Source organism: Variovorax sp. GW531-E2, from assembly GCF_059423125.1.
Window position 1 is genome coordinate 23314 of record NZ_JBWKXQ010000017.1, and the last position, 26982, is coordinate 50295.

Annotated in this window: 29 protein-coding genes and 1 pseudogene; 19 read left to right on the forward strand and 11 right to left on the reverse strand. The window is 67.1% G+C overall.

The features are described from left to right. Positions 1-77 precede the first annotated feature (77 nt). From AC07XP_RS12730 to AC07XP_RS12755, 6 genes are all read right to left on the reverse strand, one after another. Positions 78-875, reverse strand: a complete 798-nt coding sequence (locus tag AC07XP_RS12730) for a DUF3025 domain-containing protein (protein ID WP_495264876.1) — start codon at positions 873-875, stop codon at positions 78-80. Next, entirely contained in the window at positions 851-1681 is an 831-nt protein-coding gene (locus AC07XP_RS12735; protein WP_495264877.1) for an NYN domain-containing protein, read from the reverse strand. Before AC07XP_RS12735 ends, AC07XP_RS12730 begins: the two co-directional genes overlap by 25 nt. Continuing rightward, entirely contained in the window at positions 1666-2697 is a 1032-nt protein-coding gene (gene pyrC / locus AC07XP_RS12740; protein WP_062478580.1) for a dihydroorotase, read from the reverse strand. The genes AC07XP_RS12735 and pyrC overlap by 16 nt, the downstream gene beginning before the upstream one ends. A 45-nt stretch (positions 2698-2742) precedes the next feature. After that, on the reverse strand, positions 2743-3264 hold the full coding sequence (locus tag AC07XP_RS12745; protein ID WP_495264878.1) for an RNA polymerase sigma factor: 522 nt from the start codon (positions 3262-3264) through the stop codon (positions 2743-2745). 3 nt (positions 3265-3267) lie between these two features. After that, positions 3268-3477, reverse strand: a complete 210-nt coding sequence (locus tag AC07XP_RS12750) for a YgaP family membrane protein (protein ID WP_495264879.1) — start codon at positions 3475-3477, stop codon at positions 3268-3270. A gap of 148 nt (positions 3478-3625) precedes the next feature. Then, positions 3626-4369, reverse strand: a complete 744-nt coding sequence (locus AC07XP_RS12755; RefSeq protein ID WP_495264880.1) for a peptidoglycan-binding protein — start codon at positions 4367-4369, stop codon at positions 3626-3628. A gap of 175 nt (positions 4370-4544) precedes the next feature. On the opposite strand from AC07XP_RS12755, the gene AC07XP_RS12760 reads away from it, so the two are divergent. Continuing rightward, positions 4545-4883 carry a Rieske (2Fe-2S) protein gene (locus AC07XP_RS12760; RefSeq protein WP_495264881.1) on the forward strand — a complete coding sequence of 113 codons (339 nt, stop codon included), beginning with the start codon at positions 4545-4547 and terminating at the stop codon, positions 4881-4883. Positions 4884-4930: 47 nt separating this feature from the next. After that, entirely contained in the window at positions 4931-5173 is a 243-nt protein-coding gene (locus tag AC07XP_RS12765) for a hypothetical protein (RefSeq protein WP_062478565.1), read from the forward strand. Here AC07XP_RS12765 and AC07XP_RS12770 read toward each other — a convergent pair. Then, complete coding sequence (locus AC07XP_RS12770) at positions 5158-6075, reverse strand: LysR family transcriptional regulator (protein WP_062478562.1); 918 nt, start codon at positions 6073-6075, stop codon at positions 5158-5160. The two genes, AC07XP_RS12765 and AC07XP_RS12770, sit on opposite strands and share 16 nt — an antisense overlap. Before the next feature lie 155 nt (positions 6076-6230). On the opposite strand from AC07XP_RS12770, the gene AC07XP_RS12775 reads away from it, so the two are divergent. The 15 genes and pseudogenes from AC07XP_RS12775 to AC07XP_RS12845 all read left to right on the forward strand — a co-directional run. Next, the gene (locus AC07XP_RS12775) at positions 6231-8366 is read left to right on the forward strand and encodes a 3-hydroxyacyl-CoA dehydrogenase NAD-binding domain-containing protein (protein ID WP_495264882.1); all 2136 of its coding nucleotides are present in this window, start codon (positions 6231-6233) and stop codon (positions 8364-8366) included. Between the two features lie 31 nt (positions 8367-8397). Further along, positions 8398-9588 carry an acetyl-CoA C-acyltransferase gene (locus AC07XP_RS12780; protein ID WP_062478557.1) on the forward strand — a complete coding sequence of 397 codons (1191 nt, stop codon included), beginning with the start codon at positions 8398-8400 and terminating at the stop codon, positions 9586-9588. Between the two features lie 18 nt (positions 9589-9606). Then, positions 9607-10815 carry an acyl-CoA dehydrogenase family protein gene (locus tag AC07XP_RS12785; RefSeq protein WP_495264883.1) on the forward strand — a complete coding sequence of 403 codons (1209 nt, stop codon included), beginning with the start codon at positions 9607-9609 and terminating at the stop codon, positions 10813-10815. Positions 10816-10826: 11 nt separating this feature from the next. Continuing rightward, on the forward strand, positions 10827-11969 hold the full coding sequence (locus tag AC07XP_RS12790; protein ID WP_495264884.1) for an acyl-CoA dehydrogenase family protein: 1143 nt from the start codon (positions 10827-10829) through the stop codon (positions 11967-11969). Continuing rightward, positions 11966-12781, forward strand: a complete 816-nt coding sequence (locus AC07XP_RS12795) for an oxepin-CoA hydrolase, alternative type (protein ID WP_495264885.1) — start codon at positions 11966-11968, stop codon at positions 12779-12781. Before AC07XP_RS12790 ends, AC07XP_RS12795 begins: the two co-directional genes overlap by 4 nt. Positions 12782-12854: 73 nt before the next feature. Continuing rightward, the gene (locus AC07XP_RS12800; RefSeq protein ID WP_062478545.1) at positions 12855-14063 is read left to right on the forward strand and encodes a CaiB/BaiF CoA transferase family protein; all 1209 of its coding nucleotides are present in this window, start codon (positions 12855-12857) and stop codon (positions 14061-14063) included. A gap of 44 nt (positions 14064-14107) precedes the next feature. Continuing rightward, positions 14108-15106 carry a Bug family tripartite tricarboxylate transporter substrate binding protein gene (locus AC07XP_RS12805; protein WP_307635933.1) on the forward strand — a complete coding sequence of 333 codons (999 nt, stop codon included), beginning with the start codon at positions 14108-14110 and terminating at the stop codon, positions 15104-15106. 47 nt (positions 15107-15153) lie between these two features. Further along, the gene (locus tag AC07XP_RS12810; RefSeq protein ID WP_495264886.1) at positions 15154-17106 is read left to right on the forward strand and encodes an acyl-CoA synthetase; all 1953 of its coding nucleotides are present in this window, start codon (positions 15154-15156) and stop codon (positions 17104-17106) included. 52 nt (positions 17107-17158) lie between these two features. Further along, positions 17159-18157, forward strand: coding sequence for a Bug family tripartite tricarboxylate transporter substrate binding protein (locus AC07XP_RS12815; protein WP_095948125.1), 999 nt, complete (start codon positions 17159-17161; stop codon positions 18155-18157). A gap of 37 nt (positions 18158-18194) precedes the next feature. Continuing rightward, positions 18195-18944, forward strand: coding sequence for an electron transfer flavoprotein subunit beta/FixA family protein (locus AC07XP_RS12820; protein ID WP_095743555.1), 750 nt, complete (start codon positions 18195-18197; stop codon positions 18942-18944). Positions 18945-18957: 13 nt separating this feature from the next. Continuing rightward, entirely contained in the window at positions 18958-19890 is a 933-nt protein-coding gene (locus tag AC07XP_RS12825) for an electron transfer flavoprotein subunit alpha/FixB family protein (protein ID WP_307695657.1), read from the forward strand. A gap of 12 nt (positions 19891-19902) precedes the next feature. Further along, positions 19903-20874 carry an NAD(P)H-dependent flavin oxidoreductase gene (locus AC07XP_RS12830; RefSeq protein WP_062470992.1) on the forward strand — a complete coding sequence of 324 codons (972 nt, stop codon included), beginning with the start codon at positions 19903-19905 and terminating at the stop codon, positions 20872-20874. A 460-nt stretch (positions 20875-21334) separates the two neighbouring features. Then, positions 21335-21604, forward strand: coding sequence for a hypothetical protein (locus AC07XP_RS12835; protein ID WP_492679132.1), 270 nt, complete (start codon positions 21335-21337; stop codon positions 21602-21604). Between the two features lie 217 nt (positions 21605-21821). Beyond that, positions 21822-22331 (forward strand): DUF1993 domain-containing protein, encoded by a 510-nt coding sequence (locus AC07XP_RS12840; RefSeq protein WP_495264887.1) that lies wholly within the window; start codon positions 21822-21824, stop codon positions 22329-22331. Between the two features lie 51 nt (positions 22332-22382). Beyond that, positions 22383-22577, forward strand: a pseudogene (locus tag AC07XP_RS12845) (hypothetical protein); the annotation flags it as partial. On the opposite strand, the gene AC07XP_RS12850 reads toward AC07XP_RS12845, so the two are convergent. After that, positions 22547-23110, reverse strand: a complete 564-nt coding sequence (locus AC07XP_RS12850; RefSeq protein WP_495264888.1) for a metal-independent carbonic anhydrase family protein — start codon at positions 23108-23110, stop codon at positions 22547-22549. The pseudogene AC07XP_RS12845 and the gene AC07XP_RS12850 sit on opposite strands and share 31 nt — an antisense overlap. Positions 23111-23569: 459 nt before the next feature. Here AC07XP_RS12850 and AC07XP_RS12855 point away from each other — a divergent pair, with 459 nt between their 5' ends. Further along, on the forward strand, positions 23570-24496 hold the full coding sequence (locus AC07XP_RS12855; protein ID WP_495264889.1) for an alpha/beta hydrolase: 927 nt from the start codon (positions 23570-23572) through the stop codon (positions 24494-24496). Between the two features lie 335 nt (positions 24497-24831). Here AC07XP_RS12855 and AC07XP_RS12860 read toward each other — a convergent pair whose 3' ends face one another. Next, positions 24832-25086, reverse strand: a complete 255-nt coding sequence (locus AC07XP_RS12860) for a hypothetical protein (RefSeq protein WP_495264890.1) — start codon at positions 25084-25086, stop codon at positions 24832-24834. Between the two features lie 47 nt (positions 25087-25133). Further along, positions 25134-25409, reverse strand: a complete 276-nt coding sequence (locus AC07XP_RS12865) for a glyoxalase superfamily protein (RefSeq protein ID WP_495264891.1) — start codon at positions 25407-25409, stop codon at positions 25134-25136. A gap of 377 nt (positions 25410-25786) precedes the next feature. On the opposite strand from AC07XP_RS12865, the gene AC07XP_RS12870 reads away from it, so the two are divergent. Beyond that, a complete protein-coding gene (locus tag AC07XP_RS12870; RefSeq protein ID WP_495264892.1) occupies positions 25787-26158 on the forward strand; it encodes a hypothetical protein in 372 nt (123 codons plus the stop codon). A 281-nt stretch (positions 26159-26439) separates the two neighbouring features. On the opposite strand, the gene AC07XP_RS12875 is transcribed toward AC07XP_RS12870, so the two are convergent. Continuing rightward, entirely contained in the window at positions 26440-26763 is a 324-nt protein-coding gene (locus AC07XP_RS12875) for a hypothetical protein (RefSeq protein ID WP_495264893.1), read from the reverse strand. Positions 26764-26982: the final 219 nt, after the last annotated feature.

Sequence of the window (26982 nt, forward strand, 5' to 3'; positions counted from 1 at the left end):
CTGGCATGTGAACGTATGACGCGCGCGTGGCGCGCGATGCAAGCGCTGGGCAAAGGCCCCTCCCGGGCCCATGAACGCTAGCGCGACTTCAGCCCTGACAACGCGCCCGGCAAGGGTCGAAAGACCTGCGGGTCGGCATAGAACGAAGCCGATGTATTTTCGACGCACCAGCCGGGCACACCGAGCACCGGAATAGGAACGAAAGGCTTCGCTTCGAGCTGTTTCGCATCGATATTTCTCGCGATTGCCGCATCGTCGAGGGCTGCGGCGCCGGTCGCACGGTGCGTCAGCAGCACATGCGCGGTGATCGGCTTGCGCGGCACCACCAGCTTTTCAAGCAGCGCATGACCGAAGAGCAGCAGGCGCGCCTCATGCCACAGGCTGCGCCGCGTGACGAACAACGCCTGCCAGTCGCGCGCCACCAGCGCCTCCCACAGCGCAGGCGGCGCATCGAGCATCGCACCGTTCTCGTCGAAGAGCGTGAGCGCATCGCGCAGCGGCCCGCGCGTGGCGCCGACGCCGGCGCGTGCGATCTCGGCGGCCTGCAGTTCGTTGAGCCGGCGCTTGGTTTCAGGGAAAGCCAGCCAGACGAGGCCGTTGAAGAAGTCGTGCAAGTTGTCGCGCGTGGGCACGGTGCGCGTGCGGAAGATGTGGGCCTCGTAGGCCTGGCCCTCGGGCAGCGCGTCCTGCGTGACGAAGTCGGGCACGCCGGGTGGCTTGGCGCTTTGCAGCGCGGCGGCGACGGTGCCGGTCTGTGCGGCGGCCCGCGCCACGGCTTCGCCGGGATCACGGTACGGGGCCAGCCAGGGTGCGGCCCAATCGATGGCCGCAACCGCCGGCAGGCCCGGGCTCAAGGCGCGGACGCCCCCGTCCATCGGATGCGGTCGGGATGCTGCATCACCGCGAACTCGCCCGTGAGCTTGTCGAAGAGCTTGAGCGAGCTGCCGCTCTTGCTGAGCAGGCCGGCGGTGCGCAGGGCCTTGGCCACGTCGTTGAGCGGCACGTCGGTGCCGCGGCGCAGCGCGGGCACGGCCTGCAAGATGAACTCGGCGGCTTCGGAAATTTCAGGCTGCTGCGGCGGTGGCGGTGCCACCGGCTTGGCCGTCTTCGCCGCCGTCTTGCGCGCGGTCTTGGCCGCAGCCTTCTTCGCAGGGGCGGTCTTCGCAGCCGGCGTCTTCTTCGCAGCCGCCACCTTCTTGGCCGGCGCGGTGCGCACGGCCGGCTTGATGCCGTGGTGCGCGAGGTCGATGAAGCTGTCGTAGACGCCGACGGTCTCTTCGCCGGTCTTGCCCTGCTGGCCGATGCCGCAGACGCGGCAGCCCTTTTCGCGCAGGCGGATCACGAGCGGCGCGAAGTCGGAGTCGGACGACACCAGCACCACCACGTCGGGCCGCTCGGCGATCACGAGGTCGATGGCGTCGACGGCCAGCGCGATGTCGGTGCTGTTCTTGCCCGCCGACAGGTTCACCATGGGCCGTACCGACAGCCGCTTGAACAGCGCCTGGCGGTTCACGGCCATCTCGGCGTTGCAGTAGGCACGGCGCACATGGATGGCACCGTAGTCCTCCATCGTGCGCTGCACGGCCTGCTCGATCACGTCGGCCGAGACGTTGTCGGCGTCGATCAGCAGCATCACGCGCAGCGACGACAGGGGCACCGGCGCCGTCACGCGAGCTTCCATTGCACGGTCTCGCCGCCGCGCAGCGGCTTGAGCGTGGCTTCGCCGTAGGGCACGGTCTCGGGCAGGGTCCAGGTTTCGCGCTTGAGCGTGATGGTGTCGGTGTGGCGCGGCAGGTCGTAGAAGTCGGGGCCGTGGAAGCTGGCGAAGCCTTCGAGCTTGTCGAGTGCGTTCACGCTGTCGAAGGCCTCGGCGTACAGCTCGATGGCGGTGAGCGCGGTGTAGCAGCCGGCGCAGCCCAGTGCATGTTCCTTCAGGTGCGCGGGGTGCGGCGCGCTGTCGGTGCCCAGGAAGAAGCGGTCGCTGCCGCTGGTGGCCGCCTCGACCAGCGCGACGCGGTGCGTCTCGCGCTTGAGCACGGGCAGGCAGTAGTAGTGCGGGCGGATGCCGCCGGTGAAGATGGCGTTGCGGTTGTACAGCAGGTGGTGCGCCGTGATGGTGGCGGCGGTGAAGCGATCGGCGTCGCGCACGTAGTGGGCGCCTTCCTTGGTGGTGAGGTGCTCGAACACCACCTTGAGCTCGGGGAAGTCACGGCGCAGCGGAATCATCACGCGGTCGACGAACACGGCTTCGCGGTCGAACAGGTCGATGGCCGGGTCGGTCACTTCGCCGTGCACCAGCAGCAAGAGGCCGTGCTTCTGCATGGCCTCGAGCGTCTTGTAGGTCTTGCGGATGTCGGTCACGCCGGCATCGCTGTTGGTGGTGGCGCCGGCCGGGTAGAGCTTGAGCGCACGCACGCCGGCTTCGGCAGCCAGCGCGATTTCTTCGGGCGGCAGCTTGTCGGTCAGGTAGAGCGACATCACGGGCTCGAAGGACGTGCCCGCGGGCACGGCGGCGCGGATGCGGTCGCGGTAGGCCACGGCCTGGGCGGCGGTGGTCACGGGCGGACGCAGGTTCGGCATGATCAGCGCGCGGCCGAACTGGCGGGCGCTGTGGGGCACGACGGCTTCGAGGGCGGCGCCATCGCGCACGTGCAGGTGCCAGTCGTCTGGGCGGGTGATCGTGAGGGTGTCTGTCATTGCGGCGAGATTGTCGCATCGCCCCTCGACCGGAGCACCCCCGGGCTACCCCAGCAGGTACTCCCGCACCAGCAGGCGCGCCCGGTGCAGCCGGCTCTTCACGGCGCCCGGCGGCTCGCCCAGGCGCTCGGCGATCTCGGCGATGGTGAGTTCCTCGAAGTCGCGCAGCAGCACGACCTCGCGGTAGTGCGCTGGCAGCGATTCGAGCGCATGGGCCAGGTCGATGCGCAGCGCGTGGTCGCTGCGGGCCGCGAGCTGGCGTTCGACGGTGTCTTCGTCGAGCGGGTCGTGGCGGAACATCGCGCGCTGCAGGCGCAGGCATTCGCGCCGGATGACGGTGAACAACCACGACGAGAACGCCGCGGCCGCCTGCAGCCCGCGCACGCGGCGCGCGACCACGAGCAGCGATTCCTGCACGGCGTCGTCCACGTCGCTGGCCTGGCAGTGCCGGCGGGCGTAGCGGCGCGCGTCGGTCTGGCAGGCGGCGAGCAGGCCCTCGAGGGCGACGGGGTCGCCGGTCTGCGCGGCCAGGATCAGGCAGGTGCGGTCGATCGCTGCGGGGGCCATGGGTCAGCGGCCCTTGTCGAGGGTGCGCCCGACCATCGCGCACATCGGGCAGAAGCCGACGAGTCCGGTGAGGGCCAGCATCGCGCCCATGAGGCCGACCGCGACGGCCAGGGCATCCGCCGGCCAGTTCATGGCGGCGAAGGCGAGGCCGATGAGGCCCAGGGCGATGCGCAGGGCGCGTTCCCAGCCGGGAACATTCTTGACGTAGAGCATGGTGGTTTCCTTCGATCCGTGACGTGTGAATGCGGGGGAACAGAACGCCCCTCCCGCATGGAAAGAGGCGGCCACCCGCCGAAACGGTTCGCGGAAAGTCAGGATTTTTTCATGCACCGGTGCCAACGGCCACAACAGCCAGGCGCCACTACCGCTGGAACACCCCGCAGATGCGGTCGGCCACGGCCTGCATCCAGCGCACGTGGCTGGTCGAGCTGCGCGCGCCCCGGCCCGGCGGCCAGGGGTCGAACAGGCGCAGCGTGGTGCCGCCCCCGCCGGGGTCGTTGTCGCCGCGGATGCCCGCGAGCACGACCATGTGGCCCGGCTGGCCGGCGGGCGCGCCGCCCTTGGCGCCCCAGCGCAGGTCGAACATCAGCGGCCCGGCGTGCAGCGCGGTGCGCAGCGCGGCGACGGTCCACGGGCCGTGGGGCCGCAGCGCGAGGCCGTGCGCGGCGGCGAAGCGGCGGTTGTCGTCGCCATCGGGGTCGCTGCCCTGCGCATGGCGGTCGCTGTCCACGCGACGGCGCAAAGCGCCGTCGGCGCCCATCAGCTCCGAAGGCGTGCGCGCCACCACGGTCTGCACGGTGGCGCGCGTGAGCATCGCGGTGGCCGCCGCCCAGCACAGCGCGGGCGCGGGCTGCGGAATCAGCGCCACGGGGTGCAGCAGCGGCGCGTGGGTTTCGTTGTCGAAGGCCACGTTGCGGGTGCAGGGGCCGGCTTCGCCGTCTTCGCACAGCCAGTGCGCGGCCTGCAAGCGCAGCACGGCCGCCCGGGTGACGGGGCCGTAGTCGCCGTCGGGCGCGAGGCCGGGGCTGGGCTGCAATTTGCGGTTCAGGGCCTCCTGCAGGCGACGGACATCGGCCCCGCGCCAGCCCTGTTTCAGCGTGCTCATCGGTGGGAATCCCCCTTGACACAAGGATGCACGGACGAAGGAAAGCGAGCGGATGCATTGTGAAAACGGCACGCCCCTGCGTCTATTGGTCGGATGACATAGCCGGAACATGTGATGCCACGGAGGTTTCCCCCGGGCGCCAGCCCTGCGGCGGACCTTGGTAGGCTCGCTCCCCATGACCGCGCCCGCCCCGACCGCCCAGCCCATCGCCACCGAACTCGCCGACGGCGGCCTCGCGGCCCTGTTCACCGCGCCCGGCGGCGTGCCGGCCTTCGCGGTGCGCTGGCAGGGCGCCGTGCACGGCTACCTGAACCAGTGCCCGCACGCCGGCGGCCCGCTCGATTTCGAAGGCCAGATCCTCGAAAGCTCCGGGCGCTACCTGATGTGCGCGCGGCACGGCGCGATCTTCGAGCCCGACACCGGGCGCTGCGTCGGCGGCCCCTGCCGCGGCGCGCGCCTCACGCCGCTGGCACTGCGCGAGGCGGCGGACGGCAGCGTGTGGCTCGCCGACTGAGGCCGCCGAACGGCTACAGTCGCGGCCTCTTCTCTCCGCCCTGCCCCATGCGCCGATTCGCTGCTGTCTCCGTCCTCGTTCCGGCCCTGCTCATCGGCGCGGGCTGCGTCTCGCGACCCGCGCCGCGCGTCACCTTCCTGGCCGACGGCGTGTTCAAGTCGCCCACGGCGCAGGACGCCGAGAACTACTGCCGCAACTTCGGCGCGCCGATGCGCTTTCTGAGCAGCACGCTGTCGGAGGTGCCGGCGCAGGGTGTGCCGGCGGGGGAAGTCGTCTACCGCTGCGACTGAGCTTCTTCGGCTTCTTCCGGCCGCACCCGCGCCAGGATGAAATCGATGAACGTCCGGATCGCCCGCGTGTGCTGGCGGTTCGGCATGTAGAGCATGAACATCTGGGTGCCGAAGATCGACAGGCGCCAGTCGTCCAGCGTGGTCACCACGTCGCCGCGGCGCACGTCTTCCTGCACCACGTAGTCGGGCACGAGGCCCACGCCCAGGCCCGCGAGGATGGCCTGGCGCAGGAACAGGAAGTTCTCCGAGATCAGCGTCGGCTCCAGGATCACCTCGCGCCGGGTCTCGCCCTGGTAGGCCGAGATGCGCAGCTGCCGACCGATGACGGCGGCCGTCACCACTGGCGTGGCGCGCAGCGCGTCGAGCTGCACGGGCAACGGGTGGCGCTCGGCATACGCGCGCGTGGCGCAGGCCACGTAGCGCACCGGGCCCATCTCGCGCGCCACGAGGTTCTGCGGCGGCTCGGGGATCACGCGGATGGCGATGTCGACCTCGTCGCGCAGCAGGTCTTCGATGCGGTTCTCGAACACCACGTCGAGCACGATGCCGGGGTACTGGCGCTTGAAGTCGATGAGCCAGTCGGCCATCACGAGCTGGCCGTATCCGCTGGGCACGCTCAGGCGCACGCGGCCCTGCAGGCCCTCGCCCAGCGCGGTGACCGACTCGCGCGCCGCCAGCAACTCGCCCTGGATGGCCACGCCGTGCTGGTACAGCCGCAGCCCGATCTCGGTGGGCTCGGCGCGCCGGGTGGTGCGCCGGATCAACTGCGCGCCCACCGAGCGCTCCAGCTGGTTCAGGTGGTAGCTGACGTTGGCGCGGGTCATCTTGAGCCGGCGCGCCGCCGCGCTCAGGTTGCCCGCGTCAAGGATTTCCACCAGCAGGGTGAGCGATTGCAGGTCCATGGGCGGATTGTGTCAAAAATTCTTTGACAGTCTGTCAACCACCTATGCAATTGTCAAAGCAGCGATGCCGGCCAAGAATGCAGGGCTCCCCAGAGCCCCGGACCCCTCGACTTCACGAGGGCCTGCCACGCAAGCAAGAGACAAGCGACACGCACATGGCCACCCCCACTCCCAGCCCTTCCACGTCCAACGGTCCCGTCACCTTCCAGCGTCAAGGCGACGTGTGCGTGGTGACCATCGACAACCCGCCCGTCAACGCCCTGGGCGTGGACGTGCGCCGCGGCCTGGCCGCCGCCATCGACGCGGCCGAGGCCGACAGCGGCGCCAAGGCGGTGCTGATCGTCGGCGCGGGCCGCAACTTCATCGCCGGCGCGGACATCCGCGAGTTCGGCCAGGCGCCGCAGCAGCCCTCGCTGCCCGAGGTCTGCCTGAAGATCGAGAACTGCACCAAGCCGGTGGTTGCCGCCATCCACGGCGCCGCGCTCGGTGGCGGGCTGGAGATCGCGCTGTCGGCGCACTACCGCCTCGCCGCGCCCACCGCCAAGCTGGGCCTGCCCGAAGTGGCGCTGGGCCTGCTGCCCGGCTCGGGCGGCACGCAGCGCGCGCCGCGCCTCATCGGCGTGAAGCCCGCGCTCGAACTGATGCTCAGCGGCCGCCATGCGGGCGCCAAGGAAGCGCTGACGCTCGGTCTCGTCGACCGCCTCGGCACCGAGGCCGATGCCCGCGCCGAAGGCCTCGCCTACGCGCAGGAACTCGTCGCCGCCAATGCCCCGGTGCGCCGCACGCGCGAAGCCGCCGGCCTGGCCGACAAGGAAGCGGCCCGTGCCGCGCTCGACGCCGCGCGCGCCGACACCGCCAAGAAGAGCCGCGGCCTGTTCTCGCCGATGAAGATCGTCGAAGCGGTCGAAGGCGCGCTCACGCTGCCCTTCGACGAAGGCATGGCGCTGGAGCGCAAGCTGTTCCTGCAGTGCATCGACAGCCCGCAGCGCGCCGGCCTGATCCACGCCTTCTTCGCCGAGCGCGAAGTGCTGAAGGCGCCCGAGACCCGTTCGGCCAGCCCGCGCGCGCTCGCCTCGGCCGGCATCGTCGGCGGCGGCACCATGGGCGCGGGCATCGCCGTGGCCATGCTCGACGCGGGCCTGCCCGTGACCATGGTCGAGCGCGACGAGCCCAGCCTCGCGCGCGGCCGTGCCCACGTCGAGAAGGTGTACGACGGCCTCATCGCCAAGGGCCGCATGACACAAGAGGCCAAGGCCGCCGTCATGGCGCGCTTCTCGGGCTCGACCAGCTACGACGCCTTCGCCAACGTCGACATCGTGGTCGAGGCCGTGTTCGAAGAGATGGGCGTCAAGAAGGCCGTGTTCGCCGAACTCGACCGCGTGTGCAAGAAGGGCGCCGTGCTCGCCACCAACACCTCGTACCTGGACATCGACGAGATCGCCGCCAGCATCTCGCGTCCGCAGGACGTGGTGGGCCTGCACTTCTTCTCGCCCGCCAACATCATGAAGCTGCTGGAGATCGTGGTGCCCGCCAAGGTGAGCGCCGACGTGGTCGCCACCGGCTTCGAACTCGCCAAGAAGCTCAAGAAGGTGCCCGTGCGCGCCGGCGTGTGCGACGGCTTCATCGGCAACCGCATCCTGGCCGTGTACCGCCAGGCCGCCGACCACATGATGGAAGACGGCGCCTCGCCCTACGACATCGACGCGGCCGTGCGCAACTTCGGCTACCCGATGGGCCCGTTCCAGGTGTCCGACCTGGCCGGCGGCGACATCGGCTGGGCCACGCGCAAGCGCAAGGCCGCCACGCGCGACCCGCAGGCGCGCTACGTGCAGGTGGCCGACCGCATCTGCGAGCGCGGCTGGTTCGGCCAGAAGACGCAACGCGGCTACTACCTGTACCCCGAAGGCGCGCGCACCGGCGTGCCCGACCCCGAGGTGCTGGCCATCATCGACGCCGAGCGCGAGCGCGCCGGCATCACGCCGCGCAAATTCACCGAAGAAGAAATCATGCGCCGCTACATGGCCGCCATGGTCAACGAAGGCGCCAATGTCGTGCTGCAGCGCATCGCGCTGCGCCCGCTCGACGTGGACGTGACCTTCCTCTATGGCTACGGCTTCCCGCGCCACCGCGGCGGCCCCATGAAGTACGCCGACACCGTGGGCCTGCCCAAGGTGCTCGCCGACATCCGCGAGTTCGCCAAGGCCGACCCGATCTTCTGGAAGCCGTCGCCGCTGCTCGTGGAGCTGGTCGAACGCGGCGCCGATTTCGCCAGCCTGAATCAATCCGAGTAACCCGTAGCAAGAGCCCCCAGGAGACAACCCCATGCGTGAAGCCGTCATCGTTTCTACCGCCCGCACCCCGCTCACCAAGGCGCACCGCGGCGAATTCAACATCACCTCCGGCGCCACGCTGGCTTCGTTCGCGGTGAAGGCCGCGGTCGAGCGCTCGGGCCTGGACCCGGCCCTGATCGAGGACGCGATCCTCGGCTGCGGCTACCCCGAAGGCACCACCGGCCGCAACATCGCGCGCCAGTCGATCATCCGCTCGGGCCTGCCGATCAGCATCGCCGGCACCACCGTGAACCGCTTCTGCGCCTCGGGCCTGCAGGCCATCGCCATGGCCGCCGGCCGCATCGTGGTGGACGGCGCGCCGGCCATGATCGCGGGCGGCGTGGAAAGCATCTCGCAGATCCGCGGCCGCAGCCCCGGCGACGGTGGCGACCTCAGCCTGGACCCGTGGATCGTCGAGCACAAGCCCGAGCTGTACATGGCGATGATCGACACCGCCGACATCGTCGCCAAGCGCTACAACATCAGCCGCGAAGCACAAGACCGCTTCTCCGCCGAGAGCCAGCGCAAGACCGAAGAAGCGCAGCTGGCCGGCCGCTACAAGGACGAGATCGTGGCCTGCACCACCACGATGGCCGTGACCGACAAGGAGACCAAGGAAGTCACCCACCGCGAAGTCACCGCCACGGAAGACAACTGCAACCGCCGCGGCACCACCTACGAGGCGCTGGCCAAGCTCAAGCCCGTGATGGGCGACGACAAGTTCATCACCGCCGGCAACGCCTCGCAACTGTCCGACGGCGCTTCGGCCTGCGTGATGATGGAAGCCAAGGATGCCGAGCGCGCCAACCTGAAGCCGCTGGGCGCCTTCCGCGGCCTGGCGCTGGCCGGCTGCGAGCCCGACGAGATGGGCATCGGCCCGGTCTTCGCCGTGCCCAAGCTGCTCGCGCGCCACGGCCTGAAGGTGCAGGACATCGACCTGTGGGAACTCAACGAAGCCTTCGCCTCGCAGTCGATCTACTGCCAGGAAAAGCTGGGCATTCCGTCGGAACGCCTGAACGTGAACGGCGGCGCGATCTCCATCGGCCACCCCTTCGGCATGACCGGCGCGCGCCTCACGGGCCACGTGCTGCTCGAAGGCAAGCGCCGCGGCGCCAAGTACGCCGTGGTCACGATGTGCATCGCCGGCGGCATGGGTGCCGCGGGCCTGTTCGAAATTTATTGATTCATTGAGGAGTCCGCGATGGACCTGAACTTCACGACCGAAGAAGAAGCCTTCCGCAGCGAAGTGCGCACCTTCCTGGCGAACAAGCTGCCCGCACGGCTGTCCGACAAGGTGCGCAGCGGCAAGATCCTGGAAAAGGCCGACATGCAGGAATGGCACGCCATCCTGAACGAGCGCGGCTGGCTCGCCAACCACTGGCCCGAGCAGTACGGCGGCCCCGGCTGGACCGCGGTCGAGAAGTTCATCTTCGAGAACGAATGCGCCCTGGCCTTCGCGCCGCGCATCGTGCCCTTCGGCGTCAACATGCTGGGCCCGGTGCTCATCAAGTACGGCAACGAAGCGCAAAAGAGCTACTGGTTGCCGCGCATCCTGAGCGGCGCCGACTGGTGGTGCCAGGGCTACTCGGAACCCGGCGCGGGCTCCGACCTGGCCGCGGTGAAGACCACGGCCGTGCGCGGCATCGACGCGCAGGGCGACCACTACATCGTGAACGGCCAGAAGACCTGGACCACGCTGGGCCAGCACGCCAACATGATCTTCTGCCTGGTGCGCACCAACCGCGAGGCGAAGAAGCAGGAAGGCATCAGCTTCCTCCTGGTCGACATGACCTCGCCCGGCGTGGAAGTGCGCCCGATCATCACGCTGGACGGCGAGCATGAAGTCAACGAGGTGTTCTTCTCCGACGTGCGCGTGCCCGCCGAGAACCTCGTGGGCGAAGAGAACAAGGGCTGGACCTGCGCCAAGTACCTGCTGACCTACGAGCGCACCAACATCGCGGGCGTGGGCTTCTCGGTGGCCGCGCTCGAACAGCTCAAGGGCATCGCCGCCTCGCAGACCAAGAACGGCAAGCCGCTCGCCGAAGACCCGTCCTTTGCCGCGCGCCTGGCGCGCGTCGAGATCGACCTGGAGAACATGAAGACCACCAACCTGCGCGTGATCGCGGCCGTGGCCGGCGGCGGCGTGCCGGGTGCGGAAAGCTCGATGCTGAAGATTCGCGGCACGGAAATTCGCCAGGAGATCTCGTCGCTCGCGCGCCGCGCCATGGGCGTCTATGGCCGCCCCTTCGTTGCGGAGGCATTGCAGGACGGCTTCACCGGCGAGACCTTCGGCCCGGCCTATGCCAAGGCTGCCGCCTCGCGCTACTTCAACAACCGCAAGCTGTCGATCTTCGGCGGCTCGAACGAAATCCAGAAGAACATCATCAGCAAGATGATCCTGGGCCTGTAAGGAGAGATGCAATGAACTTCGAACACACCGAAGACCGGCGCATGCTCGCCGACAGCCTGAACCGCTTCATCGCCGAGCAGTACGCCTTCGATGCGCGCGACCGCATCGCGAAGTCAGCGCACGGTTTCAGCAAGGAAATCTTCCAGAACTTCGCCGAGCTCGGCGTGATCGGCGCGCTGTTCAGCGAGGCCGACGGCGGCTTCGGCGGCAGCGGCTTCGACATTGCCGTGGTCTTCGAAGCGCTGGGCCGCGGCCTCGTGGTCGAGCCGTTGCTGGGCGCCGTGATGGTCGGCGAGGCGATCAGCGCCGCCGGCAGCGACGCGCAGAAAGAAAAGATCGGCGACATCGTCAACGGCGTGACCGTGGCGGCCTTTGCGCACGATGAAGCCGACACGCACTACGAACGCACGCGCGTGGCCACGAAGGCCGAGCGCAGCGGCGATGGCTGGGTGCTCCAGGGCGCCAAGGCCGTGGTGCCGCAGGGCGAACAGGCCGACCTGTTCCTCGTGTCGGCCCGCACCTCGGGCAACGTCGATGACGAAGCCGGCATCTCCCTCTTCCTCGTGCCCGCCAAGACCGCCGGCCTCACCGTGCGCGGCTGCCCCGCCATCGACGGGGGCCGCGTGGCCGAACTCACGCTCGACGGCGTGACGCTCGGCGCCGACGCGCTGCTGGGCGCCGAAGGCCAGGGCGCCGCCACGCTGGAACGCGCCATCGGCCGCGGCGTGCTCGCGCTGTGCGCCGAAGCCCTGGGCGCAATGGAAGCCGCCAAGACCGCCACGCTCGAGTACCTGCGCACGCGCAAGCAGTTCGGCATCCTCATCGGCAGCTTCCAGGCCCTGCAACATCGCATGGCCGACCTGCTGCTGGAGATCGAACAGGCCCGCTCGGCCGTGATCAACGCCGCCGCCGCCATCGACGGCAGCGACCGCGTGGCGCGCGAACGCGCGCTGTCGGCCGCCAAGTTCAGCATCGGCCGCATCGGCGCGCTGGTGGCCGAGGAAAGCATCCAGATGCACGGCGGCATCGGCATGACCTGGGAGCTGCCGCTGCCCCACTACGCCAAGCGCCTCGTGATGATCGACCACCAGCTCGGCGACGAAGACCACCACCTGCAGCGCTACATCGCTCTGGGCAAAGAGGTCGCAGCATGACGGACAAGACCGTCCTCATCTCGCAGGAAGGCTCGGTCCGCATCCTGACCAACAGCAACCCGGCCGCGCGCAACGCGATCACGCCGACGCTGTACGCCGAGCTCTCCGCCGCGCTCACCGACGCGCAGAACGACCCCGAGGTGGGCGCCATCGTCTTCACCGGCGCGGGCGATTTCTTCTGCTCGGGCGGCGACCTGAACCTGCTGGCCAAGCGCCGCGAACTGCCCGAGGCCGAACGCCGCGAGAAGCTCGAAGGCCTGCACGACCTGATCCGCACGATCCGCGATTGCGGCAAGCCCGTGATCGCGGCGGTCGAGGGCGGCGCGGCCGGCGCGGGCCTGTCGATGGCGCTGGCCTGCGACATGCTGGTGTCGGCGCGCGATGCGTTCTACACCGTGGCCTACGTCAAGGTCGGCCTCACGCCCGACGGCGGCGCCACGGCCTTCCTCGCGGAGTTCGTCTCGCGCCAGCTGCTCACCGAGCTGTGCCTCACCGGCGACCGCCTCACGGCCGAGCGTCTGCACGCGATGGGCGCGGTGAACCGCCTGACCGACAAGGGCGGCGCGCTGGCCGAGGCCATCGCCCTCGCGGCCAAGGTGGCCAACGGCCCGCAGCGCGCGAGCGCACGCATCAAGACGCTGTGCCGCCAGGCCCACCGTGCAACGCTCGAGGAACAACTCGAGGCCGAAGCGGTCTACATGGTGACGTCGCAGGCCGACGCCGAAGCCGCCGAAGGCATCGGCGCCTTCCTCGGCAAGCGCAAGGCCGACTTCGTCGCGTTGCGCCACGCACCCCAGCCCGACGCGTCCTGACGCGCCGCGCCCCTCTCCGCGTGTGCATGCCGATGCAGATGCGGGGGTCTTTCGTTTTCCTGGAGTTGTTCCCATGCCCTCGCTGAATTCCTCGCTGCCGCTCGCCGGCGTGCGCGTCCTCGATCTGTCCCGCATCCTTGCCGGCCCGTGGTGCGGCATGGTGCTGGCCGACATGGGCGCCGAGGTGATCAAGGTCGAGCACCCGGGCCGCGGCGACGACACGCGCGACTGGGGCCTGCGCGTGGGCAAGACCGAGACCGCCTACTTCAACAGCGTCAACCGCAACAAGCGCTCCGTCACGCTCGACCTGCAGACGCCCGAAGGCCAGCAGATCGCGCGCGACCTCGCCAAGCAGTGCGACGTGGTGCTGCAGAACTTCAAGTTCGGCGGCATCGACAAGCTGGGCCTGGGCTACGAACAGCTGCGCAAGGAGAACCCGGGCCTCATCTACTGCTCGATCTCGGGCTACGACCGCACCGGCCCCGAGGCCGCGCGCCCCGGCTACGACCTCGTGGTGCAGGGCGAGGCCGGCCTGATGGCGCTGAATGGCGAGGCCAACCAGCCGCCGCTGAAGTTCGGCGTGGCCGCCGTCGACCTGTTCACCGGCATGTACTCGGCGCAGGCCGTGCTGGCCGCGCTCTACCAGCGCGAGAAGACCGGCACGGGTCGCCACATCGAGATGGCGCTGTTCGACTGCGGCCTGATGATCACCGCCTACTACGGCCTCGAGGCGCTGCTGATGGGCGAAGACCCGCCGCGCTACGGCAACTCGCACCCGTCGATCGTGCCGTACGGCGTGTTCGACGCGGCCGACGGCCCGCTGGTGATCACCGTGGGCAACAACGCCCAGTTCATGCGCTTCTGCACCGAGGTGATCGAGCGCCCCGACCTGGCGGCCGACGAGCGCTTCAAGACCAACATCCTGCGCTCGGCCAACCGCGCGGCGCTGCTGCCCGAGCTGACCGCCGAACTCGCGAAGCGCCCGCGCGCTGCGCTGCTCGAGAAACTCAACGCCTCGGGCATTCCCTGCGGCGAAGTGCTGGGCCTGCTGGAAGCGCTGAACTCCCCGCGCGCGACCGACGCCGGCCTGGTGACCAAGCAGCCGCACCCGGTGGCCGGCGAGGTCAATGTGCTGGCGCCGCCCTACCGTTTCGATGGCGAGCGCCTGCCCGTGCGCAGCGCGCCGCCCACTTTGGGCGAAGGCACGCACGACGTGCTGAAGTCCCTGCTCGGCCTGTCGGATGAAAAGCTGGCAGCGCTGAAAACGAATGGCGTCGTCTGATCGCACACAGCGAAGACAACGCCCGCATCCCTGAAGAGAAATCCATGGCCTTCCCGTTCCTCCGTACCCCCCGCAACCCCGTGCGCCGCGCCCTGCTCGCGCTGGCCCTTCCCCTGCTGGCCGGCAGCGCCTTCGCCCAGGCCTGGCCGACCAAGCCCATCACGCTGGTCGTGCCCTTCCCGCCCGGCGGCCCGACCGACGTGGCTTCGCGCATCGTGGCGCAGAAGATGTCGCTGTCGCTCAAGCAGAACATCCTGGTCGACAACCGCAGCGGCGCCTCGGGCACCATCGGCGCGGCCTTTGCGGCCAAGGCTGCACCCGACGGCTACACCTTCGTGATGCTGGCCACGCCGACGCTGCTGGCCTCGCACCTGTACGGCACCGTGCCCTACGACATCTTCAAGAACTTCACGCCCGTGGGCACGGTGTACGACCTGCCGATCGTGATGGTGGTGAACCCGAAGGCCCTGCCCGGCGTGAACGGCCTGCAGGACCTGATCGCCAAGGCCAAGGCCGACGGCGGCAAGCTCAACTACACGACCGCCGGCGCCGGCAGCTTCGGCCACCTGACGACCGAGCAGCTGAAGAACATCGGCAAGTTCGAGATGCAGCACGTGCCCTACCGCGGCAGCGCCCCGGCCGTGACCGACCTCATCGGCGGCCAGGTGCCCGCGATGTTCTCCGACCTCGTGGCCGTGATCCCGCACATCCGCGCCGGCACGCTGCGCCCGATCGCCGTGGGCTCCGGCAAGCGCGTGAGCCTGCTGCCCGACGTGAAGACCGTGGCCGAGCAGGGCTTCCCCGGCTTCGACGCCACCTCGTGGGGCGGGCTGCTGGCCCCGGCCGGCACGCCGCAGGCCGTGGTCGACCGCATGAGCGCCGAGCTGAAGAAGGCGCTGGCCGACAAGGAAGTCGGAGAGAAGCTGCAGAGCGTGGGCTCCTTCGCGGCCTACGGCACGCCGGAACAGACCGCCACGCGCATGCGCCAGGACTTCGAGCGCTGGGGCAAGGTCATTCGCGACAACAAGATCACGAACCAGTAAGACACGGCATCCGTCCGCAGCCGGCAAGACCCCTTCAAGGAGACAACATGACAACAGGCAACGACAAGAACAACAGCAACGTCATCGGCGCACCGATGCGCCCCCGGTTCCCGGTGCGCGGGCTCGCCGACATCCGCGCGCTCGAAGCAACGCCGCTCGACGAAGCGCTCACGGTGCGCAGCACCTACGAGCTCTTTCGCAACTCCGGCGTGGCCTTCGGCGACAAGACCGCGCTGACCTTCCTGCGCAGTGGCAACCCGGCGGATGAACCCATCCGCTGGTCGTATGCGCAGCTGCTCGCGGGCATCCACCAGACGGCCAACCTGCTGCACACGCTGGGCGTGGGGCCTCAGGACGCGGTCGCGGTGCTGCTGCCCGGTTGCCTCGAGTACCACCTGGCACTCTGGGGCGGCGAGGCGGCCGGCATCGTGCAGCCGCTGAACCCGCTGCTCACCGACGAGAAGCTGGTCGCGCTCATGACCGCGGCGCGTGCCAAGGTGCTCATCGCCTATGGCTCTGATGTGGAATCGGGCATGTGGTCGAAGGCCATGCGCCTGCGCGGCCAGGTGCCCACGCTCACCACCGTGCTGCGCGTGGCGCCGCACGACGAAGCGCCCGGCACTGCCGGCACGCTGCCCGAGGGTGTGGCCGAGTTCGACGTGCTGCGCGCCGCGCAACCTTCGGACCGCCTCGTGAGCGGCCGCGACATCGCGCCCACCGACATCGCCGCCTACTTCCACACCGGCGGCACCACGGGCGCACCCAAGCTCGCGCGCCACAGCCACGGCGCGCAGGTGTTCACCGCCTGGGCCAGCGTGCAGCTGGCGGGCATGAACGAACAGGGCATCTCGATCAACGGCTACCCGCTGTTCCATGTGGCGGGCGTGCTGCCGGCCTCGCTCTCGTCGCTGTCGGCGGGCGTGGAGGTGATCATTCCGACGCCCTCGCTGCTGCGCAACAAGGAGGTGCTGGCCAACTACTGGAAGCTGGTCGAGAAGTACCGCCCGACCTCGCTGTCCGCCGTGCCCACGGTGCTGGCCGCGCTGGCCAACGTGCCGCTGGACGGCGCCGACATCTCGTCCATCACCTACTGCCGCACCGGCGCCGCCGTGCTCGCGCCCGAGCTGGCCGCGCGCTTCGAGCGCCTGTTCGGCCTGCACGTGCACGAGAGCCTGGGCATGACCGAGATGGCCGGCATCTCGACCATCACGCCGCCCGGCGTGAACGGGCCCGCGGGCTGCGTCGGCTTTCGCCTGCCGTACGCGCAGGTGCGCATCGTGGCGCTGGACGAGAACGGCAACGCCAGCGACCGCGAGGTGGCGCAGGGCGAGACCGGCATGGTGCTGTTCAAGTCGCCCAACGTGTTCTCGGGTTTCGTCGATCCGGCCGACAACGCCAAGGCCTTCACGGCCGACGGCTGGCTCGCGACCGGCGACCTGGGCTGGATGGATGCTGAAGAGCGGCTGCACCTCACGGGCCGCTCGAAGGACCTGATCATCCGCAGCGGCCACAACATCGACCCCAAGACCATCGAAGACGCGCTGGGCGCGCACCCCGCCGTGCAGCTGTGCGCCGCCGTCGGCGCCCCCGACGCCTACGCGGGCGAGCTGCCCGTGATCTTCGCGACGCTGGTGCCCGGCGCCTCGGCCACCGAAGAGGAACTGCTGGCCTTCACTTCTGCACGCGTGGACGAGGCACCGGCCCGTCCCAAGTGGGTGTCGGTGATCGCCACGATGCCCATGACCAACGTCGGCAAGATCTACAAGCCCGAGCTGCGCGCCATGGCCGCGCGGCAGGTGGTGGCGGCCACGGTCGCCGAGGTCTGCACGGCACTCGGCCTGAGCGATGCGGCGCGGCCTGCGGTGAGCACCGAAGGCGAAAGCCTCGTGCATGTGCAGATCGACGCCGCCACAGCGGGCGCGCAAGCCGCGGCACTGCAGGAGCGACTGCAGAAAGCCCTGGAGCCCCTGCCCTTCAAGACGCGCATCGCGCTGAAGTGATCTTGATCTGCTTCTTCACAACGATTTTCTGAAACCGAACGGGAGACAAACCATGACCCATCAACCCTCGACCCGCCGCGCCCTGCTGTGCGCGGCAGCATCGACCGCCGCACTGTTCGCGCTGGCCCCCGCGCATGCGCAGGCGCCCTACCCGAACAAGCCGATCCGCCTCGTCGTGCCCTTCCAGGCCGGCGGCGCGACCGACGTGCTGGCGCGCGTGCTGGGCCAGAAGATGTCGGCCAGCATGGGCCAACCCCTCGTGGTCGACAACAAGCCCGGCGCGGCCGGCATCATCGGCACCGACACGGTCGCCAAGGCCGCGCCCGACGGCTACACCATCGTGCTGTCGCTGAGCAACTCGCTCATGACCAACGAGTTCCTCTACGAGAAGCTGCCCTACGACACGCAGCGCGACCTGACGCTGGTCTACCAGATCGCGATGGCGCCGCTGGTGCTGGTGGTGCACCCCAGCGTGCCCGCCAAGACCGGCCCCGAGCTGCTGAAGTACGTGGCCGCGAACAAGGGCAAGGTGGCCTACGGCTCGTACGGCGTGGGCGCCTACCCGCACCTGGCCGGCGCGCACATGAGCCTCACGCAGCAGGCCGACATGAACCACGTCGCCTACAAGGGCGAGGCGCCGATGGTGCAGGACCTCATCGGCGGCCAGATCCAGATGGCCTACGCCAGCGCGCTCGCGGCCAAGCCGCACATCGACGCGGGCAAGCTCAAGGCCGTCGGCGTGACCGGCGAGCGCCGCATGAGCACGCTGCCCAACGTGCCCACGCTGGCCGAGCAGGGCCTGAAGGACGAGGCCTACCGCGTGACCGGCTGGCTCGCCATCGCCGCGCCCGCCAAGACGCCCAAGGCCATCGTCGACCGCATCGCCGACGAAGTGCGCAAGGCCACGCAGCAGCCCGACGTGCGCGAGCGCGTGGCGGCCATGGGCTTCGAGATCAAGGACAGCTCGCCCGAGCTCTTTGCCGCGGCCTGGAAGCAGGAGCGCCCCGTGTGGGAGCGCCTGATCAAGCAGTCGGGCGCCAAGCTCGAGTAACCCCTTTTCCCATTTTTGTCATTCAAGAGGAACAGCCATGAAAGTTCTGGTGCCTGTCAAACGGGTCGTCGATTACAACGTGAAGGTGCGCGTCAAGAGCGACGGCACCGGGGTGGACATTGCCAACGTCAAGATGAGCATGAACCCCTTCGACGAGATCGCTGTCGAAGAAGCGGTTCGGCTGAAGGAAAAGGGCATCGTGACCGAAGTCATCGCCGTGTCCTGCGGCGATGCCAAGTGCCAGGAAACCCTGCGCACCGCGATGGCCATCGGCGCCGATCGCGGCATCCTGGTCGAGACGAGCGAAGAGCTGCAACCTCTCGCGGTTGCCAAGCTGCTCAAGGCGCTGGTCGACAAGGAACAGCCCCAGCTGATCATCCTCGGCAAGCAAGCCATCGACGACGACGCCAACCAGACCGGCCAGATGCTGGCTGCGCTGGCCGACCTGCCCCAAGCTACCTTCGCCTCGAAGGTCGACCTGGCAGCCGACAAGGTCACCGTGGCACGCGAAGTCGACGGCGGCATGGAAACCCTGACGCTCACGCTGCCCGCGGTCATCACGACCGACCTGCGCCTGAACGAGCCGCGCTACGTCACCTTGCCCAACATCATGAAGGCCAAGAAGAAGCAGCTGGACACCTTCAAGCCCGAAGACCTCGGCGTGGACGTGAAGCCCCGCCTGAAGACCCTGAAGGTCAGCGAGCCCCCGAAGCGTGGCGCCGGCATCAAGGTGCCCGACGTTGCCACCCTGGTGGACAAGCTCAAGAACGAAGCCAAAGTGATCTGAGGAAGAAACGAACATGACCGCACTCGTCATTGCCGAACACGACCACGCCAGCATCAAGCCGGCCACCCTCAACACCGTGACCGCAGCCCTGGCTTGCGGTGGCGACGTCCACGTCCTCGTGGCCGGTGCCAACGCAGCAGAAGCCGCCAAGGCCGCCGCGCAGATCGCCGGCGTGTCCAAGGTGATCGCTGCAGATAGCGCTTCGCTGGCCGAGAACCTCGCCGAGAACGTCGCAGCCCAGGTGCTCGCGATCGCCGGCAACTACAGCCACATCCTGTTCCCCTCGACCGCCAACGGCAAGAACGTCGCTCCGCGCGTGGCCGCCAAGCTCGACGTGGCGCAGATCAGCGACATCACCAAGGTCGACAGCCCGGACACGTTCGAGCGCCCGATCTACGCCGGCAATGCCATCGCCACCGTGCAGAGCACCGACGCCACCAAGGTGATCACCGTGCGCACGACCGGCTTCGACGCAGCTGCTGCCACCGGTGGCAGCGCGACGGTCGAAACCGCTGAAGGCGTCGCAGACAGCGGCAAGTCGACCTTCGTCGGCCGCGAAGTCACGAAGAGCGAACGCCCCGAACTGACCGCCGCCAAGATCATCGTCTCGGGCGGCCGCGCCCTTGGCAGCGCCGAGAAGTTCACCGAAGTGATGGCGCCTCTGGCCGACAAGCTGAACGCCGGCCTGGGCGCCAGCCGCGCTGCTGTGGACGCAGGCTACGCCCCGAACGACTGGCAAGTGGGCCAGACCGGCAAGATCGTCGCGCCGCAGCTGTACATCGCTGCGGGCATCTCGGGCGCGATCCAGCACTTGGCCGGCATGAAGGACTCGAAGGTCATCGTCGCGATCAACAAGGACGAAGAAGCACCGATCTTCTCGGTGGCCGACTACGGCCTCGTGGCCGACCTGTTCACGGCCGTGCCGGAACTCGTGACCACGCTGTAAGCGGCTGCGACGATGAAGACCCGCATCACCGAACTGCTCGGCATCCGCTACCCCATCATCCAGGGCGGCATGCAATGGGTGGGCCGTGCCGAGCTGGCCGCGGCCGTGTCGAACGCCGGCGGCCTGGGCATTCTCACGGCGCTCACGCAGCCCACGCCCGACGACCTGCGCCACGAGATCGCGCGCACGCGCACGATGACCGACAAGCCCTTCGGCGTGAACCTCACGATCCTGCCGGCGGTGAAGCCGCCGCCGTACGCCGAATACGTGCAAGCCATCATCGACAGCGGCGTGAAGATCGTGGAGACCGCGGGCAACAGCCCGAAGGACTTCATCGAGGCCCTGAAGCGCCACGACGTGAAGATCGTCCACAAGTGCACCTCGGTGCGCCACGCGCTCTCGGCCGAGCGCAACGGCGTCGACGCGGTGTCCGTGGACGGCTTCGAATGCGCGGGCCACCCGGGCGAGGACGACGTGCCCGGCCTCGTGCTGCTGCCGGTGGCGGCGCGCAAGCTGCGCATTCCGATCATCGCGTCGGGCGGCATCGCCGACGGCCGCGGCATGGCTGCCGCGCTGGCGCTGGGCGCCGAGGGCATCAACATGGGCACGCGCTTCTGCGTGACCCAGGAAGCGCCCATCCACGACAACATCAAGCAGGCGCTGGTGGCCGCGACCGAGCGCGACACCAAGCTGATGTTCCGCACGCTGCACAACACGGCGCGCGTGTTCCGCAACGCGATCTCCGAAGAAGTGGTGGCCACCGAACGCCGTCCGGGCGGCTGCGAGTTCGAGGACATCCGTCCGCTGGTCGCCGGCGCACGCGGCCGCGCGGCGCTGGAGTCGGGCGAGGTGCACAACGGCGTGGTCTCGGCCGGCCAGTGCATCGGACTGATCGACGACATCCCGACCTGCGCGGAACTGCTGGAACGCATGGTGCGCGAGTGCCGTGAGCATCTGGACCGCGCCCGCAGCTGGATGAACTGAAGCTCTGCCGCGCTCCCGCCGACGGGGCGCCTTGCTCCGCGAATGTCCCCCGCCCTTCGGGCTCCTCCTTGGTTTCGCCGCGCAAGGCACCCCATCGACGTGAGCGTTCAGAGCCGCTTCGGACTGGCGCGGCACGGGCCCACGAGGTCCGTGCGCGGCACATCGCAGAAGCTGCATTTGTTGGCGCTCACCGAGACTTCGTGCCGCATGAACCGGCCACTTCGCCGGGTTCTTCTCTAGAGTGAATGCCCCTGTCACTCGACACCCCACCAAGGGAAGAAGAAAGGCGCCACACCCCCACCACTACCGAGATGTTTGAAGGCTGCTTGCCTCGCGGCAGGTCGTCGGTGCGAAAGCAGCGATGCAGATGCGAGGTATCAAAAGGCGACGGCCGAGGTGTTACTAGCACCCCAGCCGTCTAACCAAGTTCGTGCAACTACCTTGGAAGGAACGCACAAAAATGGCTACCAAGACTATAGCCCGGCCAACTACGCCGGTAGCTTCCGAAGACAACGCCCAAGACCCGGCGGATCTTCTCGAAAACACACTCTCTCAACTCGAAGCGCTCCTGTGGGTCTGCCACGGGGAAGACATCGACTGGTGCAGCGGTGACGGGCCTCGACAACTGGACAACCTGCTGTGGCTTGCGGCTGATCTCGCTCGCAAGGCTGGAGAGCTGTTTCAACTGAGCGAGAAGGCGCGACGCGCAGCGCTTGAGACCGGCGGTTAGCGGCTGGTCTGCGGGCTGCGTGTTTCGCGGCCCGCTCCGCTTCTTGCCAGTGAACTGCCCTTCAACGCGGCTGCTCCGACTACCAGCGGGAAGAAAAGCTAGCCACAAAAGCCGGGGCGATTCAGTTCGCCCTGTGCTGTTAGCCTTGCATGGTCGGCAGGGCCCCTGCCACGCCAACTCCGGCCATCGTGCCCAAAATTTTAGAAGTGAACTCACCATGACCAGCCCGCTGTACAACGCCTCCGTTCCCGTCATGCAGCAGATGCTGCGCGCCCTGTCCGACGTGCTCAAGAAGGCCGAAGACCAGGCGACGCAAAGAAATATCGACCCCAATGCGCTGCTGCAGGCGCGGCTGTTCCCTGACATGTTTCCGCTGATACGTCAGGTACAGATCGCCGCGGACTTCTCCAAGGGCATTGCCTCCCGCCTGGCTGGTGCCGAGGTGCCGTCCTGGCCCGACACCGAGGTCAGCTTCGCCGACCTGCAAGCGTTGATCGCCAAAGCTCTGGCCCATATCGGCTCCTTCAAGCCTGAGCAATTTGATTCCAGCGAGAGCCGCGAGATCGTTTTGCGCCCCGGCACCCCCAAGGAAAAGAAGCTGACCGCAAGCGCATATCTTCTGCACTATGGACTGCCGCAGTTTTTCTTCCATGTGACCACCACCTATGCCATCTTGCGCCACAACGGTATGGAGATCGGCAAGCGCGACTACATGGGTGCCTACTGACCCAAGACAGACAGGCGTTCAGCCACTCTGGCCACTGCCGCTCGAAGTGCAAGCGTGCACGGCAACCCCAATGTGTTGACGCGCGACATCGGCACCTCATCGCTGGCGCAGGGTTGCGCGGGGCAACGCACTACGGTGCAGGTCGCGCGCTACGACGGCGTGCTGCCACCGATTCGCGCCTTTGAGCCACCAATGCCGGCACTCGAACGCGGTGTTCAACGGCCAGCGTACGGCAGCGACGAGTGATGCACGACGATGCGCAGCTTGCCGGCACCGTCCTTCACGAAAGTCCAGGTCTTGTCGACCGTGGTGACCTTGCCGTCCGGGTCGGTGAACAGCACGTTACCCAGCGTGCTGGCCACGTCGCCGTGGATGAGCACGGCACTGTTGGCAATCTCGCATTTGGTCCAGCCCTTCAGGGCGAAGCCGGTGTCGTTGGGAAAGGCAGGGTTGCCGCCCACGAAGTACGCCAGCGCGCCGTCGCGAGCGGTGCGAAAGGTCTGCGGCGATGTCGTGAGCGTCGGCTTGAACAGCACTGCGCCCAGTTGGTAGGCGTAGGCGCTGTCGATGACCTTCTCGGCCAGCGCCCTGGCGGCCGGCTGCCCTCCGCTGGAATTCGCAGCGCTGATGTCGACCAGCGCCTTGCACCAGGCCTGCTGGGCCCCCAGGACTTCCGCTTCCGTGATGCTCCGGGCGACGACTTTCTCCTTGGCGGCGACCGGCAAGATTGCCCCTGCGATCAGAAGGCTGGCGATGGCGCTGGGAATGAATTTTTTCATTTGGGTCTCCAATTGAAGTAGTTGGATACCGGAGCGGCCGGGTGGGTCGAGCCGAGACCCAAAGTGCATCCATACGACATGCACAAGGCATGATGCGCCGGCTGATTTGCTCTGAGTAAAAGATGCAAATGAAATGAATGGTTGTGCATTCGCGAGACAGCCAGGCGTGCAGGCCTGTCTCGCAACAGTCTGAAGCGGGCGCACACGAAGGACGGCCATGCAGCGGTTGCCGACATCTTCTGGCCTCGCGCGAATGAGTGCTATCGGCCAGAACCGGACCTTGGCTCACGCCGCCCAGTTCGCGAACACCCTAAGGTCACCAGGGGCCAACAACCGTCCGTTTTTTTGCGCCGGAACGATTCGGTCACAAGCAGACACTCAACATGGGACAGGTGTCGAACGAAAGCCATCCTCTCGGTCTGCACCAGAATTTCCCCCGATCTGCGAAGACCTCATCACATGCAACAACGTTTTCTGAATGCCTTGCTGGTTGCCCTCATCGCCAGCTTCGGCATCTCTGGCGATCCGGCACGCGCCCAGGCCCAAACGACGCCGAAGGTGCAGCCCGGCGAGGGGCGGCCTTACGAGATTGTCGACAGCGAGGTATGGGACGTGCCCGATCCGGTTTCAGGCCGCGGCTACCAAGTCTTCGTTGCTTTGCCGCCGTCCTATGCGAAGCAGCCCCGGCAGCGCTACCCCGTGCTGTATGTGACTGACGCCGACTACGCTTTCCCGATCGTCCGGCAGTTGGGGCGCCGCCTGAACGTTGAAGGACCTCAGATCGAGGAATTCATCCTCGTCGGCCTGTCTTACGCAAAGGGCGAGGACGGCGCGGTCAGCCGCCAGCGCGACTACACACCGACACCGAACGGCCCCAGCACCGCGCCAGCCAATGCGGTCCACGGTCAGGCGCGCGCCTATCAAGAATATCTGCGCAACCAGGTAAAGCCGTTCATCGCCGCTCGTTACCGGGCCGACCCGGCCAGAACAATCTTTCTCGGTCACTCCTACGGCGCCCTGCTTGGGATGCAGATCCTTTTCACCGAGCCCGGCTTGTTCAACGGCTATATCCTCGGCAGCCCATCTCTCTGGTACGACAAGCGACATGCCTTGAAGCTCGAAGCGAGCTACGCCAAACAGAATCGGGACCTGACGGCGAATGTCTATCTTTATGTCGGCGCCTATGAGGCGCTGCGCAAAGGTGTTCGGCGCTACAACCAGACGGTAGACATGGTTGCCGACAACCAGGCGCTGGAGACGGCGCTACAGAGCAGAAAGTACCCAAGCTTGAAGCTGAAGTCAGCGGTCCTGAACGACGAGGACCATCTCACCGTCGCGCCGCGTGGCTTTACGCAGGGCATGAAGTATCTGCTCTCGGCGCACTGACAAATCACAGCGAACGGACAAGTCGTCAATTCTTTGTGAGTGAGCATGTAAGAAGGAGTGAAACTGCAGCCTCACACCGTCTTTCTGTGAATCAGCGGAAGCCCGGCTTCGGACAGAAGCAGTCATTCGGCGTCGCCACGCAGTCGCTTGCGAGTTGACCAGGAGAACTACGCCGCACTGACAGCCGGCAACGGGCTCGTCACCACCTCGACCCTTCGAGGTCCGCGGGCCATCTTCAAGCCGGAATCTCGCGCTCCAGCCGGCATCGGAAAGATCGCGCCACTTTTGCACCTCGGCAACGCGCACGCAGGTCGCCAGGCGCGTAGACGACGCATTCATCGATCAGGGCCTCTTGCACCAATCAGATCGCGCACGGCAATGGCCATCACCAAAAGCGCCAAGCCGGCGGCGGTCAGGGTTGCCGCCGCGTAGAAGCTGATCAGGGCCCAGTAAAGGACAGGCTGCTCGACGGCAAGGATGTCAGGTCCTTTGCGGTTGTTGAGCACCCCGGTGCGCACGCTTTCCACCACTTCGATCGCTCCAACAAGGCACCCCCAGCCGATCAAGGCCGCGACGGCGAGGGCTGCCATCGACTGTAGCCACGGCCGTCGGCGGTTCGGGGCATTCGGACGGCCCGTCACGTGCTCACTGCGTTGGCAAACGTCAACCGATTCCCGAAGGAATGCCGAACTGTCACCTCACGCGTGCCCCACCCCGTGTCCTCGATGCCAGGACACGCGTGGCCGTACTGCTTGGCTGCCATCCCGGCATGAAAGCCATCGATTCCGTTGCATGCAATGCGCAGGACTGCACCGCGGCAGGTGCCGCTGTGTTCGGCCAAGTGCTGCACACGGCCTTCGCGCGAAACCTGGAGGTACGGTGGCAGCATAGGCCCAAAGCGATGTTGCTCCACAAGCGTTGTTTCTATTTAGTTAATCTCATGTGCGCGAACTCATCAGACGCACGTTGTCCGTCTCCGGATTATCGAAGGGCCCATCTTCACAATGAAGTACATGAATCGACACTGGGCCCCAGTCGAAATCCGTAGGAATTTTTGATGGTGGGACGGGGATTCACACATCCTAAATGGGCCTTTTCCATTGCCTCGGGGGTGTGTCAATCCATTCCAGCTCCAGCTTTCATGATCGCGCGAAATTGTCGAGAGCAGCGCCCTTTGCGATGGCAAGGCGACCGGCTGCAGTCGGCCAAGAGCGGAAGTTCGTCGGCGCCTCTCAGCTTTCCAGACGGGGCGCGCCTGCTTCCCGCCGCCTTCAATACAGTGAACCGAAAATGACGCCTGAAGAAAGCCAAGCCAATCAGTCGATTCTCGACGGCGTGGAAGCCGTCGGTGGCGGCTACGTGTGGGACGCGGAGGTCTTTGCGGTCACTCTTATGGATGTATCTTTGGCGGACGATAAGGTCATTCCGCTTTGCGGTCTGCGAGGCATCCAGCAAATTGCGCTCGACGCCTCGCGGCTCTCCATAGCGACCATCGCGGCATTGGCAGGCATCACCGGGTTGCAGTCACTTGTGCTCGCGCGACGCACCTTCACCGAGGGTCAGCGGAACGAGCTCAGTCGATTGGGGCCTCAGATTGTTGAGGTCGATGACCAGGGCTCGTTGCGGCCACAAGCAGCCACTCGGCGGGCTCATCGAATATGAAAATCGAAGATGGCCAGATCGAGTTCCGGCGCCGCCTCAAGGCTGCTGGCAAGAAGGTAACCGGCCTGATGCCCGGCACCAACGCAGGTTGGCGCAGGAGCAGAGACGATGCAGCCGGGCGATCACTTGACATGAATTCTGGGCGAGAACTTTGCCATCGGCGAGCTCGCCTTGCACGTCGGCATGCCAGCCAAATACCGCGCCATCGTGTCGATGTCCGTCTCTGAAAGGGTCGTGCCGTTAGTCGCACCGTATCCGGGCTATCGACCGAAAACTTCCAATCACTGCATGGCCAGGTCCAGACCCATCCAATTGCAAAATTCAAAGGTGAGGAAGAGCACGAGGAACGCAGAAGCGACGAACGCCCCGCCCACCTTGATGGATGTCAGTACCACTGCAGCTGTCTTCTGATTCTTGTCCTTCTGCCCCCGTTCGTAATGCCACTTGACGGCTAAATACATGCCCACGCTGAGCACGAGAACCTTGAAAATAACAAAAGAGATAGGGATTGAATTCATGATTGAAGGGATATCAATGGTGAAAGACGGCGAAGTGCCCGAGTGCGGCGAGTAGCTCAATAGACCGATGAAGAAACGGAAATTCAATCAATCAATCTAACGAAACGGTTGCGGTGAGCTAAATGGGCGTCCGCAAGGCGCGTCGAAAGGCACGCAAGACATGGGTCGAAAGGCGGAGCAGTCTGCCTGCACCACAGAAGCACTCTCATCGTGCTGTCGAGTGTTCATCTTCCAGGCTGATACGTAAAGAACCAGATCAGCTGAAAATCTTCGTATCAGATGCAAGGAGGCCGGTAGTCGCGCCGG